Source organism: Pseudomonas sp. TMW 2.1634, from assembly GCF_001703595.1.
GTDB lineage: Bacteria > Pseudomonadota > Gammaproteobacteria > Pseudomonadales > Pseudomonadaceae > Aquipseudomonas > Aquipseudomonas fragi.
Genome location: NZ_CP016849.1, coordinates 2,349,868 through 2,362,269, shown reverse-complemented (window position 1 = coordinate 2,362,269; position 12,402 = coordinate 2,349,868). Strand labels below are relative to the sequence as shown.

13 protein-coding genes are annotated in these 12,402 nt (G+C 56.8%); 8 read left to right on the top strand and 5 right to left on the bottom strand.

What is annotated here, in order from left to right; all coding sequences use genetic code 11:
• Positions 1-118 precede the first annotated feature (118 nt).
• Genes BFC21_RS11250 through BFC21_RS11240 form a run of 3 tightly spaced genes read right to left on the bottom strand, consistent with a single transcriptional unit; the run spans position 119 to position 3,739 of the window.
• On the bottom strand, positions 119-700 hold the full coding sequence (locus BFC21_RS11250; RefSeq protein ID WP_088377884.1) for a cob(I)yrinic acid a,c-diamide adenosyltransferase: 582 nt from the start codon (positions 698-700) through the stop codon (positions 119-121).
• A 2-nt stretch (positions 701-702) separates the two neighbouring features.
• Positions 703-2,739 (bottom strand): ATP-binding protein, encoded by a 2,037-nt coding sequence (locus BFC21_RS11245; RefSeq protein ID WP_088377883.1) that lies wholly within the window; start codon positions 2,737-2,739, stop codon positions 703-705.
• Between the two features lie 46 nt (positions 2,740-2,785).
• Positions 2,786-3,739 carry a putative 2-dehydropantoate 2-reductase gene (locus BFC21_RS11240; protein WP_088377882.1) on the bottom strand — a complete coding sequence of 318 codons (954 nt, stop codon included), beginning with the start codon at positions 3,737-3,739 and terminating at the stop codon, positions 2,786-2,788.
• Positions 3,740-3,855: 116 nt separating this feature from the next.
• On the opposite strand from BFC21_RS11240, the gene BFC21_RS11235 reads away from it, so the two are divergent.
• Positions 3,856-4,341, top strand: coding sequence for a YajQ family cyclic di-GMP-binding protein (locus BFC21_RS11235; RefSeq protein ID WP_007906601.1), 486 nt, complete (start codon positions 3,856-3,858; stop codon positions 4,339-4,341).
• 136 nt (positions 4,342-4,477) lie between these two features.
• Positions 4,478-5,320, top strand: coding sequence for a mechanosensitive ion channel family protein (locus BFC21_RS11230; protein WP_016782218.1), 843 nt, complete (start codon positions 4,478-4,480; stop codon positions 5,318-5,320).
• A 267-nt stretch (positions 5,321-5,587) separates the two neighbouring features.
• Here the strand turns inward: BFC21_RS11230 and BFC21_RS11225 are convergent, their stop codons facing one another.
• Complete coding sequence (locus BFC21_RS11225) at positions 5,588-6,862, bottom strand: OprD family porin (protein ID WP_120266139.1); 1,275 nt, start codon at positions 6,860-6,862, stop codon at positions 5,588-5,590.
• 783 nt (positions 6,863-7,645) lie between these two features.
• Between BFC21_RS11225 and BFC21_RS11220 the strand changes: the two genes are divergently transcribed.
• Positions 7,646-8,071, top strand: a complete 426-nt coding sequence (locus tag BFC21_RS11220; protein WP_088377880.1) for an HIT domain-containing protein — start codon at positions 7,646-7,648, stop codon at positions 8,069-8,071.
• 2 nt (positions 8,072-8,073) lie between these two features.
• Positions 8,074-8,280, top strand: coding sequence for a SlyX family protein (locus BFC21_RS11215; protein WP_029611570.1), 207 nt, complete (start codon positions 8,074-8,076; stop codon positions 8,278-8,280).
• A 66-nt stretch (positions 8,281-8,346) separates the two neighbouring features.
• Here the strand turns inward: BFC21_RS11215 and BFC21_RS27715 are convergent, their stop codons facing one another.
• Complete coding sequence (locus BFC21_RS27715; RefSeq protein ID WP_016782222.1) at positions 8,347-8,949, bottom strand: cold-shock protein; 603 nt, start codon at positions 8,947-8,949, stop codon at positions 8,347-8,349.
• Positions 8,950-9,422: 473 nt separating this feature from the next.
• Here BFC21_RS27715 and BFC21_RS27195 point away from each other — a divergent pair, with 473 nt between their 5' ends.
• The 4 genes from BFC21_RS27195 to aspS all read left to right on the top strand — a co-directional run bounded on the left by BFC21_RS27195 (position 9,423) and on the right by aspS (position 12,312).
• Positions 9,423-9,644: a hypothetical protein gene (locus BFC21_RS27195; protein ID WP_162939319.1), complete on the top strand. Its 222-nt coding sequence runs from the start codon at positions 9,423-9,425 to the stop codon at positions 9,642-9,644.
• Positions 9,645-9,665: 21 nt separating this feature from the next.
• The gene (locus BFC21_RS11205; RefSeq protein WP_162939318.1) at positions 9,666-10,025 is read left to right on the top strand and encodes a ribbon-helix-helix domain-containing protein; all 360 of its coding nucleotides are present in this window, start codon (positions 9,666-9,668) and stop codon (positions 10,023-10,025) included.
• Between the two features lie 180 nt (positions 10,026-10,205).
• Complete coding sequence (locus BFC21_RS11200) at positions 10,206-10,427, top strand: FmdB family zinc ribbon protein (protein WP_029611571.1); 222 nt, start codon at positions 10,206-10,208, stop codon at positions 10,425-10,427.
• A 109-nt stretch (positions 10,428-10,536) separates the two neighbouring features.
• On the top strand, positions 10,537-12,312 hold the full coding sequence (gene aspS, locus BFC21_RS11195; protein ID WP_016782225.1) for an aspartate--tRNA ligase: 1,776 nt from the start codon (positions 10,537-10,539) through the stop codon (positions 12,310-12,312).
• The last annotated feature ends 90 nt before the right edge of the window (positions 12,313-12,402 follow it).

The window sequence follows — 12,402 nt, the reverse complement described above, 5'->3', positions numbered from 1 at the left end:
ACTGCACAAGGCCCAGTGGGAGCGGGCTTGCTCGCGATGGTATTGCTGCGATGTACCTGTCAAGGCGCGGTGCCTTTATCGCAGGCAAGCCAGCTCCCACAAATCCTGTGCCTGACCGTCAGGCCTTCGGCTTGGCTGCCGCTTGCCACAGGATTTCAGCTATTCCCTGGCGCCTGGCAATCAGGCGCGCGGCGACAAACAGCAAGTCAGATAAGCGATTGATATACGCCAGCCCCACGCCTGCCAGTGGCTCAAGTGCATTGAGTTGCTGGCAGCGGCGTTCGGCACTGCGCGCCAGGCTGCGGCATACATGGGCCTGGGCGATCAGGCTCGAACCGCCGGGTAGAATGAAATTCTCTAGTGGCCCCAGCTCTTCGTTCCAGCGATCGATCGCGGTTTCAAGGCGCTCGATTTCAACATTGTTGAGCGCCTGATATTCGGGCATTGCCAGTTCCCCGCCCAGGTCAAACAAGCGGTGCTGACAAGGCTCAAGCACTTCAATCAGCTCGCCAAGGCCCGGATTCTGCGCGCTGTGTTCAATAAGCCCGGCCAGCAGCAGGCCGACCTGGCTGTTAAGCGTATCGACTTCGCCGATGGCCTCTATGCGCGGGTGATCCTTGGGGACACGACGGCCGTCGCCAAGCCCTGTTTCACCCTTGTCGCCGGTACGGGTGTAGATTTTCGATAAGCGAAAGCCCATGTTTACAGTTCCACCTTGGTAGGTTCGGGGGAGGCCAACTGGTTGCCGGCCAAAGGCAGGCGCAGGGTAAAGCAGGTGCCTTGGCCCTGGGTCGAGTGAACTTCCATTTGGCCCTTGTGGTTGTTGGTAATGATGAAGTACGACACGGACAGGCCAAGCCCCGTGCCTTGGCCAACTTCCTTGGTGGTGAAGAAGGGCTCGAAAATTCGTTTGCGTACAGCCTCGGGCATGCCGACGCCGTTGTCTTCGACTTGTATTTCCGCCCAAGGCGGGTTGAGCCTGGTACGCAGGGTGATGCGCCCTGGCTCGCTCTGGTCGGCACGTTGATGAATGGCCTGGGCGGCGTTCTTCAGCAGGTTGAGCAATACCTGCTCCAGTTCGTTGGGGATACCGGGAACAGGCCCCAGTTGCGGGTCGAACTGGCGGACAATGGCTTGCCCCATAAAGTCAAAGCCGATGGTCAAGTCGAAATCATTGCTGGCGATGTCCAGAGCCTGATCAATCAGGGCCGACAGGTCACAGGGGCTCATCTGCCGATTGCTGCGGCGGCTAAAGCTGAGCATATGGGTGACGATTTTCGCGGCGCGTGCACCGGCCTGTTGAATGCCATCAAGCAGCTGCGGGATTTCCCGGGCCTGCAGGTAGTGATTGACCACCTCCAGGTCGATGCCGGTCTGTTCGGCTTGTTCGATATTCTTGGGCAAGTCGCTCGACAGGCGCCGGCGAATGTTCTGCACGTTATGCAGGATGGCTCCCAACGGATTGTTGATTTCGTGAGCCATGCCGGCAGCCAGGCCACCAACGGACAGCATTTTTTCTGATTGCACCATCATGTCTTCCAGCGACAAGCGCTGGGTGATGTCATCGATGCGGATTACCACGCCGCGACCACCGCCGCCCATAAGCGGGTAAAAGGTCAAGGCATAGTGGCGGGCATCTTCGCCCTGAGTCCAGGTTACCCGTTCAATTTTTGCGACCTGATGGTGCTCAATTGTGTTCTTGAGTTGCGGCAGGAAGGGCTTCAGCGGAGCAAATGCCAGCTCTATGGGCTTGTTCAATGCTTCATCCAGTTGCGTGCCCGAGAGGGCGCTGGCTTCCTGGTTCCATTGGGTCACATAGAGCTGTTCGTCCAGTGCGATCAGCGCCGAAGGCATGGAGTCGATGATGCAGTTGAGATAGTTCTGAAAGCCGGTGAGTTTCTTCTCTATTTTGCTGCGCACCTGTACTTCCAGTTCCAGTTTGCGATTGGTGTTGCGGGTTTCTTCAGCCAGCGACTGCGCTTGATCGTACGCCTGGCGGGCCTCGTCACGTGCGCGCTTGAGCTCTTGATCGCGTACTTCGATGCGCGACAGCATGGTGTTGAACGCTTCGGCCAGGCTGCCGATTTCGTCGTTGTTGCCCGGCGCGGCACGCAATGCGTAATTCTCTTCGCGGGTCACCTGGCGGGACAATTCTTCAAGGCGGTGAATGGGTTGGGTAATCAGGCGCTTGATCTGCCGGGCTACCACAAACCAGAGTAAAACACTGAATAACAGAATGCCCAGGCTGGCAGTCAAGGTGCCGGTATAAAAGGCCGTGGGCAGTTCGCTGCTGGCGATCAACAGCAAATGCCCGGGGGGCTGGTCGCCGTGGTGCAGGCGTGTCACTTGATGGCTGCGCAGCTCGGTCAGGCTCCAGGCCTCAAGCTGGCGATAGTGCTCCGGCAGGGGCAAGTGTTCGCCATGCTGCAACTGCACCAGCAGGTTACCCGCGCTGTCATAAATGGCCGCCGCGCGCAGGGGGGCGTAGCTGCCGATTTCATTAAGCAGGGCTTTGGCGCTTTGCGGCGAGTCCAGGGCATGGACGATCAGTTCCGGCTCGGACGTCAGTTGCCCCAGTGTCTGCAAGGCCTGCGGGGCGGTGCTCTCATGGGAGATCCAGTACGCCACGCTGATAAATGTCAAATTGGCCACCAGCAATACGGCAGCCAGCAGGATGAGCAGGGCGGCCAGCAACTTCTGGCCTACCGGAAGGTTTTCAAGGCGCTGGCGCAAGGGCATGGGTGGGCCGTCTGGACAAGGATATGCAGGCAGGGTAGCGCGGGCTTCAGTGGCAGGGCAATCCGCTCTGTTGCAGGTGCCGGGTCAAGCGCTGGTGCAGCTGCTGCAAATGTGGCACCTCGAACTGTCGGCGCTGGGCTGCTTCGCAGGCATAGCCCAGCAGGTAGCTGATTTCGGTACGACGGCGTTGGGCTACATCCTGATGCATCGATGAGTAGTTGTTGGCAGTGGCCTGGATCACCCGCAGCACTTCCAGGCCCAGATCAACCGCCGCCTGGGGCTGGCCGCAATGCTCAAGCAGGCTGGCGAGTTCGGTGCAGAGGGTCTGTACCTCCGCTGTGTGGGCCTGCAAGCCGCCATTGCGGCAGTCATGCAGGACGGTCAGTGGGTTGATCGCACAGTTAAGAGCCAGCTTTCGCCAGAGCCGGCTCAGAATATTCGGGCTCCATTCGTGGGCAATGCCGCTGCGTTGCAGCTCTTCAAGCCATGCCGGGGCCGGGGCTTGCCCGGTATCACCCAGCCAGGTATGGCCGCGGCCGGCAAATACCACGCGCCAGTCGCCATCGCGAAAGGCGCCTTCGGTGCTGGAAGCGAACAGGCAGCGTGCCTGGGGCACCAGGGCGGCAACCGCTTGCTGGCTGCCGAGGCCGTTCTGCAACAGGATCAGCTCGGCATTTACCGTGAGCCGCCCGGCGATTTGCGCGACGGCCTGCTCTGCGTCATAGGCCTTGCAGGCGACCAGCAGGCGCTGGATCGGCTCGTCAGTTTCAGGGATTTGCGCACTGATGGCCCATTGTTGCGAATCTTCGTCTTCAATCAGGGTCAACCCTTGCGCCGCTTCATAGGCTTGCAGGCGCTCGGCGTTGCGCAGGATGAGTTTGACGGGCAGGCCTGCCCGGGTCAGGCGCGTGGCCCACAGCATGCCCATGCTGCCAGCACCCAGGATGTGCCAGGTGACAGGCGTAGTGGCGTGGGGCAGGGGCAGGGCAGAATCTGGCATGTGAGCTCGCAAGTGAATGAAGTCGAAGAACCGCTATAATGCCCGCGCATTTTAACTGTCAGGCCAGGCGTGCTCCATCTGTGTTGAGCGCGCCCTTTATTATTGGAGAAAATTACATGCCGTCGTTCGACGTGGTATCCGAACTGGACAAACACGAAGTCACCAACGCCGTCGAGAACGCCGTCAAGGAGCTGGACCGTCGTTATGACCTCAAGGGCAAAGGCACTTTTGAGTTCAAGGAAAAGGATCTGACGGTCAACCTGACCGCCGAAGCCGACTTCCAGCTTGAAGCAATGATCGAGATCCTCAAGCTGGCCCTGGTCAAGCGCAAGATCGACGTTCAGTGCCTTGAGGTCAAGGATGCTTATGCATCGGGCAAATTGATGAAGCAAGAAGCCGTGCTCAAGGAAGGCATTGATAAAGAGCTGGCGAAGAAAATCGTCGCCCATGTCAAGGATGCCAAGCTCAAGGTCCAGGCCGCCATCCAGGGCGAGCAAGTGCGCATCACCGGCAAGAAGCGTGATGACCTGCAAGAGGCCATTGCTGCACTGCGTGCCAAGACGTTCGACATGCCGCTGCAGTTCAATAACTTCCGCGACTGATCACAGGCCTGGGAACCTATGGGGCTCATTGACGTCCGATTTTCCTGGGCGCTGCGCAAACGATTTAGCGGCCAGGGCTGCTTTATCGTTTTGCTGAATTACTGACGCTGCCGGGTATTGGCGCGAGGAGACGTAAATGGATTTGAACACTGAAGTGGATCAATTGATCAAGGCCTCACAAGCCTGGATCCCGATGATCATGGAATACGGCAGCCGTGTGCTGCTGGCATTGGTGACACTGGCGGTGGGCTGGTGGTTGATCAATCGCCTGACCACCAAGATCGGGCAGTTGCTGGCCATGCGCAAGGCTGATCTTGCCCTGCAAGGTTTTATCAGCAGCCTGGCCAATATCATCCTCAAGGTGCTGCTGATTGTCAGCGTGGCCTCGATGATCGGCATCCAGACCACCTCGTTCGTTGCGGCCATCGGTGCGGCAGGCCTGGCCATTGGCCTGGCACTGCAGGGCAGCCTGGCGAACTTTGCCGGCGGGGTGCTGATTCTGTTGTTCCGCCCGTTCAAGATCGGTGACTGGATCGAAGCGCAAGGCGTAAGCGGGACGGTCGACAGTATTCAAATCTTCCATACCGTGCTGCGTACCGGTGACAACAAGACCGTCATCGTGCCAAACGGCAATCTGTCCAACGGCATTATCACCAACTACAACCGTCAGCCGACGCGCAAGGTGGTGTTTGATGTGGGTGTGGACTACGAGGCGGACCTGCAAAAGGTGCGTGAAGTGCTGTTGTCGCTGGCCGATGACCCTCGGGTGCTGAAGCAGCCGGCTCCGGTCGTTGTGGTGACAGCCCTGGGCGACAGTGCCATCACCATGTCGCTGCGCGTGTGGGTCAACACACCGGATTACTGGGACGTGCTGTTTATGTTTAACGAGCACTCGCGTGATCGCTTGAAAGCGCAAGGTGTAGATATTCCTTTCCCACAGCGTGTTGTTCGCGTGGTTCAGGAAGTGGCTGCACAATAATGCCGATAACGACACCTGACACTTGAGTCAGGTAAGGGCAAACAATTAAAGGGGCGAATGCCCCTTTAATTGTTTTTGCCCCTTGGGTTTGCAGTTGTGAATGCAAGCCCGATCAAACCGGAACAACTGATAACTAATTGCATTTGATCTTGTTAGTTAGCTTGCTATATAACTTGCTTTTATTTCGGGCAATAAAAAGCCACGCCCTGAGACAGGTGCGTGGCTTTCACTAAACAGAGTGTTGTAAACAGTGCCCGAAGGCCGTGATTACAAGATGTTCAGTGGGTATTCAGCAATCAGGCGTACGTCGTTAACGTCATTGCCGTTGTTGCTGGTAGTGCGGTAAACCGCGCTACGCAGACGCAGAGACAGGTCCTTGGCCGGGCCTTCTTGCAGTACGTATTTGGTCTCGAAGTCGAACTCGTGCTCTTTGCCTTCGCCGTCAGTGGTGGAGATGTTGTCACCCTTGACGTAGCGAGCCATGAAGCTCAGGCCTGGCACGCCATAGCTGGCCATGTTCAGGTCGTAGCGACCCTGCCAGGAGCGTTCGTCACGCTGGTTAAAGTCGGAGTATTGCACGGAGTTGGCGAGGAAAATGGTACCGCCGCCGTCTACGCCGTAGTAGTAAGCGCTGTCACCGGTGGAGCGCTGGTGAGCGATGGTGAACTTGTGGGCGCCCAGGCTATAGGCAGCTGCCAGGCTCCAGATTTTGTTGTCAACGTCGCCGGCTCGTTCCTGCCCCTGGCTCGAGGTTCTGTAGCCGTTGAAGTCGAAGTTCAGGGCTTGAGTCTCTGCGATTGGCAGGGTGTAGTTCAGGTTGATGTACTGCTTCTTGAAGTAGTCATCAACATCGGAAGCCGCCAGGCCACCGACGAAGTTGTCAGTGAACTGGTAGGTTGCGCCGGCAATGTTGGCAGCAGTCAGGCCTGGTTCGCCCTTGCCGTTGATGCTGTCGCGCGCCATGCCAGTCTGGGAGCTCAGGGCGGTGAAGCGACCTGCGGTCAGCTCCAGGCCTTTGATTTCCTTGCTGGTGATCAGGGTACCGGTCGCAACTTCTGGCAGCAGGCGGCTGTCGTCAGTGGAGAACACCGGGCTGGCGACGAACTGGTTGCCGTACTTCAGTTCAGTGTCGGAGAGGCGGAACTTGACCGCGCCGCCGATTTTGCCTTGGGTATCTTCCGGAGAACCGTCGCTCTTGCTGGCGAACAGGCCGTTGCCTTGGCGACCAGCGCCGCCGTCCAGGCGTGCAGTACCCATGGCGAAAGCATCAACACCGACACCAATGGTGCCTTGGGTGAAGCCGGACTGGTAGTTGAGCAATTCGCTCAGACCCCAATCTTCGCGGTAGCCGCTTTTGCCGCCGTTGGTTGGGTTGCTGGCGCCGTTACGGAAGTCACGGTTCATGTACAGCATGCGGGTTTTGGAAGTCAGCGTGCTGTCTTCAACGAAACCTTTTGCGTCGTCCTGGGACGAGGCCATTGCGAACTGAGTAGTGCCGGCTGATACAGCCAGGGCGATCATGCTCCACTTCATCACGCGCATCGTGATTTGCTCCTTTGGTTTTTAGGAAGAGTACTGCCGTCCCACCTGAATTATTATCTGGGCGGCTCTTTCTTTTTGTGTCGGCGCAAACTTATATCACGCCGACAATGTTGGCGATACTTGCTCTCATAACCTTTCAGCTTCTTTACAGCTATGTCGCAAATTGCCCTCCACATGTCGCAAGCGCGCAGCTTAGAGCCATTTCTCAGCATCTATTCAGTGCTGTTTTCAGTGTTTGGCATATGGTTGGTTTCGTATGGCCTACAATGAAAACTCCAAATTCCTACGGTTCAGCTATTGTTATTTATCGTCAGGCCGTTGTGCTCCTGCGCGGGTCTGACGACTGTGAGAAGGGTCTATGCAACAAGCATGCTCAAATGCTTGGGTAGATGAAAAATAAATCATCTTCTGCGTTTTTGAGCTATGAGGCCTGATCTTGCTTGGGTCGAACGGCGATAAGGCTGGGCTTGGGGTGTTGTGTTTTGTTGCAAGAGGCCGTTCTTGTGGTACGAGTGCGCTTAAAGCGTTACCGGTTAACACCTGCTGGGGTGGTAGGTGACGTTTTGGCGCACTAAAAGCATTCGTTTTGTGCAGTTTTGGTGCACAAGTGTCCGAATGCTGTTGATTGACCGTGCCGAGCGGCCTTTCGCGCGTGCATGTCGGGCTGGCGAGGTGAAGCCGGGCACAATCAAGGGTATCCTTGGTTTCTGTCATCTGGCCTGCGGTGAATGTCACCGGATGCCGGGTTGTGCTGAAATGAACGGTCAAACAGGAGAGCTCCCAGTGTTCGCTTTGGATACACGTCTGCAAGAGGATACCTGGCTGATAGGGGACTTCCCCTTGTGCCGCTTGCTGCTTTCCAACGATTCGAATTACCCCTGGTTTATCCTGGTGCCGCGGCGCGAGGGTATAACCGAACTGTTTCAATTGGATGACGCCGACCAGCAACGTATGTGGGCTGAGACCACCGCTTTGGCGCGGGTACTGAAAGCGTTGTTCGGCGCGGATAAAATGAACGTGGCCACCCTGGGTAATGTGGTCAGTCAGTTGCACATGCATGTGATTGTCCGTTACCAGGCTGACGTGGCATGGCCAGGGCCGGTATGGGGCAAGCACCCGGCCAGGCCCTATACGCCGGCGCAGGTGCGTGCTGTGCGCGACAGGCTGGCGTCGGTGCTTGACGCCAGTTTCATTTTTTCGGAGGGTTGATCGTGACGCTTGAAGCGCGAGTGATGGACCTTGAGAGCCGCCTGGCTTTTCAGGATGACACCATTCAGGCATTGAATGATGTGCTGGTTGCCCAGCAGAACGCAGTGGACCGCCTGCAGATGCAGATGGCGGCCTTGCTCAAGCGCCAGGAAGAAATGGGCGGCCAGTTCGAGTCTTTTGAAGAAGAGGCTCCGCCACCGCATTATTGATGGTTTTGCAGGCATAAAAAAACCGCGATTCAGCCAGGCTGATCGCGGTTTTTTTTCAGGCTTGAATCAGCGGCGCGGCAGTGCGGCGATCACGTCTTCGGCCTGCAGGCCCTTGTCGCGGTTCATGACCGAGAACTCGACACGTTGCCCTTCCACCAAAACACGGTGGCCTTCGCCACGGATGGCGCGAAAGTGGACAAAAATATCATCGCCGGAATCTCGCGAGATAAAGCCGAAACCCTTTGAAGTGTTGAACCATTTGACCGTCCCTGTATCGCGGTTGGTCATGTCATAGCTGTGCGAGGATGACGAAGGTGAAGACTTGTAGAAGCTGACAGCAAGATGCAGCAGCACGGCAATCACAGCAGGCGTAAGGCCGAGCAGTACAGCGGGCTGATCACCGATCGGCAGCAGAAGGCCGAACAGGGTCAGTGTTTGCAGGACCACGGAAAGCACCAGCAGGGCGCTGACCAGGTTCTGCAGTTGGTGACGCGGACCTTTATTCCAGAACGGAATAACCGGGGCCAGTGTCAGGTTCAGCAGGCCAAAAAAAGCCAGGTAAAGGGCATCAGGATGTTGGAGGTAAGGTAAGGCTTCGGGTTGCAGGCTGGGAATAAAGGACAGCAGCAAAGCCGCTGCACCCGTTATCAGGTGGACGATTTTCAACATTTCAATGACTCACATTAAGATAGATCGCAAGGAAGAGCTGACTGCGCACGGTTCGCTTCAGAAAAAATGGAGGCGCTGGACACGCGAGTTCATCAGCCTATGCGCCCTCGCCAGAGGCGAAAATTGGGCAACACGCTGCCAATTTAACAGCAAAGCTCGGGCCTACTCAAATTAAGCGTAAAGGGCTATCTGTGAGTGCGACTGCTTGCTGAGGTTTGGGCAATTTCTGCATTTTACGAAAGCCTTGTTTTAGACGTGTGTAGTCCTCCCGTCTTGAAGTTGTAGGAACGCTGCTCTCTGATAGCGTGAGTCGTGCGGGGCCAGAAGTGCGCGCAGGGGCAACCACTTGTCGTAAAGCCTTTGTCCCTTGTGTCGGGCGCCATCACGGGTGTGCCTGTGGTTGTTTTTCGTGCCCGGGTTTTACCTGGCTGCATAGGGGGGGCGGGTCGTCCGGCATTGGCATCGTTCGGTAAATGCATACGTTTGCCGTCGACAAGATCAATGGAGGCAACATTCAGGTCTTGATAGAAGGGCAAGTGCAGGGCGGTCGTCGTGCGCGCGTTTGCGCCTGCCCATATTCATCGCTCGTACCGAGAGCGCTCCTACAGATTTGCGGGTTTGATCCGCTGGATAAGAATTTTTACATGTCGTTTGATGAGGCAAATTCTTTGAAAAAGATTGATCAAAACCAATGATGCGCAATGGAGTGCTTTACGATGGGACGATTGATTCAGCAAGGAAATACCGGCTGCCGATTACTGCAAAGAGTCAGGGTCGATCCAGTGATACTGGACTTTGGCATGACGCTGGCCCGGCCCTTGTCGCGTTCAGTGCGATTGAATGGCTTTGCCACCTGTTTGCGTCTTGAGGAAGTGTACTGGGAGGTTTTGGCCGATATCTCGCATATCAACAACTGTTCAATCAACACGCTGCTGTCTTATATCGATCTGGAGGTTCACTTGCGGCATGGCGGGGTGAAAAACTTCAGCGGGTTTATTCGGGTCGTTTGTGTGATGCATTTATTGAAGAGGGCGCGCGGTCCCCAGGGGATGGCGCAGCAGGTATTCGTGGGTTGAACAAGGTGGCGGGTAGAAGCCGTCTGGTCGATGGCTTGTAATCGTCCAATATTTATGATGCATTTAGGGGCTTCTGGCTGTTCATGCGGCTGCAATGGCTCGATTTACCAGATATAATCTCGCTCTTTGCTGTGTGGCCCTGCTCAAGGGTTGCCGCTCACGGATTGTCGAGACACGCCAATGCCCATGTACGATTACCAGTGTGCTTCCTGTGGTCATCAGCTGGAAGCCATTCAAAAGATCAGCGCTGCACCGCTGGTTGATTGTCCCGCCTGTCAGGCCCCCGAGCTGAAGAAGATGCTGTCCATGCCGGGCTTCCGCCTTAGCGGTACAGGCTGGTATGAAACAGACTTCAAGACAGGTTCGAAAAAGAATCTGGCAGGCGGCGATAAATCCGACTGAGGTCGAGCGAAAGCAGTCAGAACACAAGCGGGCTCTTGCAAGGTTACCAGCACCGACGGTGCGCAAGACTTCCACCGAATTTCGAATTACGAGAAGTGAAACCACTACCATGATGCGCAGCCATTATTGCGGCCAACTGAACGAAAGCCTGGACGGCCAGGAAATTACCCTTTGCGGATGGGTTCACCGTCGCCGTGACCACGGTGGGGTGATTTTCCTCGATATCCGTGATCGTGATGGTCTGGCCCAGGTGGTTTTCGACCCGGATCGCGCTGAAACCTTCGCTGCCGCCGACCGTGTGCGCAGTGAGTATGTCGTCAAGATCACTGGCAAGGTGCGTCTGCGCCCGGCCGGTGCCGGCAACACCAACATGGCTTCGGGCATGATCGAAGTGCTGGGTTACGAGCTCGAAGTGCTGAACGAAGCGGAAACCCCGCCGTTCCCGCTCAACGAGTTCTCCGACGTTGGCGAAGAGACCCGCCTGCGCTATCGCTTTATCGACCTGCGCCGTCCGGAAATGCTCGAGAAGCTGCGCCTGCGTTCGCGCATGACCACCAGCATCCGTCGTTACCTCGACGAGAACGGTTTCCTGGACGTTGAAACACCGATCCTGACCCGTGCCACGCCTGAAGGCGCACGTGACTACCTGGTGCCTAGCCGTACCCACGCCGGTTCGTTCTTTGCACTGCCGCAATCGCCACAGCTGTTCAAGCAGTTGCTGATGGTTGCCGGTTTTGACCGTTACTACCAGATCGCCAAGTGCTTCCGCGACGAAGACCTGCGTGCCGACCGTCAGCCTGAGTTCACCCAGATCGACATCGAAACCAGCTTCCTCGATGAAAAAGACATCATGGGCCTGACCGAAGGCATGATCCGCAACCTGTTCAAGGAAGTGCTGGATCTGGAATTCGGTGAATTCCCGCACATGACCTTCGAAGAAGCCATGCGCCGTTACGGTTCCGACAAGCCTGACCTGCGTAACCCGCTGGAACTGGTAGACGTTGCCGATCAACTGAAAGACGTCGACTTCAAGGTGTTCAGCGGCCCGGCCAACGACCCTAAATGCCGTATCGCGGCCCTGCGTGTTCCGGGTGCTGCAAGCATGCCGCGCAAGCAGATCGACGACTACACCAAGTTTGTCGGCATCTACGGTGCCAAAGGCCTGGCGTACATCAAGGTCAACGAGCGCGCCAAAGGCGTGGAAGGTCTGCAGTCGCCGATCGTTAAAAACATCCCTGAGGCCAACCTGAACGTGATCCTCGATCGCGTTGGCGCAGTCGATGGCGACATCGTGTTCTTCGGTGCCGACAAGGCCAAGATCGTCAGCGAGGCCCTGGGCGCGCTGCGGATCAAGGTGGGCAACGACCTGAACCTGCTGACCTGCGAGTGGGCGCCGATGTGGGTTGTCGACTTCCCGATGTTCGAAGAGAACGACGACGGCAGCTTCAGCGCCTTGCACCACCCGTTCACCGCGCCGAAGTGCTCGCCTGAAGAGCTGGAAGCCAACCCGGCAACCGCGATTTCGCGTGCCTACGACATGGTTCTCAACGGTACCGAATTGGGTGGCGGTTCAATCCGTATCCATCGCAAGGAAATGCAGCAAGCGGTATTCCGCCTGCTGGGTATCGAAGAAGCCGAGCAGGAAGAGAAGTTCGGCTTCCTGCTGGACGCCCTGAAATACGGCGCGCCGCCCCACGGTGGCCTGGCCTTCGGCCTGGATCGTCTGGTGATGCTGATGACTGGCGCCCAGTCGATTCGTGAAGTGATTGCCTTCCCGAAAACCCAGAGCGCTGCCTGTGTGATGACACAAGCGCCTGGCGTTGTAGATGCCAAAGCATTGCGCGAGCTGCACATTCGTTTGCGCGAACAAGCCAAGGCAGAGTAAGTCTGACCTGCAAAGGCGCATCCTCGGGTGCGCCTTTGTTTTTTGGGTCGAGAATTTTTATTGTCAGGCCCAGGCCTGGCAAGGTTTTTA

Coding starts and splice junctions, on each gene's coding strand:
- BFC21_RS11250 (WP_088377884.1), bottom strand. CDS start 700: ATGGGCTTTCGCTTATCGAAAATCTACACCCGTACCGGCGACAAGGGT.
- BFC21_RS11245 (WP_088377883.1), bottom strand. CDS start 2,739: ATGCCCTTGCGCCAGCGCCTTGAAAACCTTCCGGTAGGCCAGAAGTTG.
- BFC21_RS11240 (WP_088377882.1), bottom strand. CDS start 3,739: ATGCCAGATTCTGCCCTGCCCCTGCCCCACGCCACTACGCCTGTCACC.
- BFC21_RS11235 (WP_007906601.1), top strand. CDS start 3,856: ATGCCGTCGTTCGACGTGGTATCCGAACTGGACAAACACGAAGTCACC.
- BFC21_RS11230 (WP_016782218.1), top strand. CDS start 4,478: ATGGATTTGAACACTGAAGTGGATCAATTGATCAAGGCCTCACAAGCC.
- BFC21_RS11225 (WP_120266139.1), bottom strand. CDS start 6,862: ATGCGCGTGATGAAGTGGAGCATGATCGCCCTGGCTGTATCAGCCGGC.
- BFC21_RS27715 (WP_016782222.1), bottom strand. CDS start 8,949: ATGTTGAAAATCGTCCACCTGATAACGGGTGCAGCGGCTTTGCTGCTG.
- BFC21_RS27195 (WP_162939319.1), top strand. CDS start 9,423: ATGCATACGTTTGCCGTCGACAAGATCAATGGAGGCAACATTCAGGTC.
- BFC21_RS11205 (WP_162939318.1), top strand. CDS start 9,666: ATGGGACGATTGATTCAGCAAGGAAATACCGGCTGCCGATTACTGCAA.
- BFC21_RS11200 (WP_029611571.1), top strand. CDS start 10,206: ATGCCCATGTACGATTACCAGTGTGCTTCCTGTGGTCATCAGCTGGAA.
- aspS (WP_016782225.1), top strand. CDS start 10,537: ATGATGCGCAGCCATTATTGCGGCCAACTGAACGAAAGCCTGGACGGC.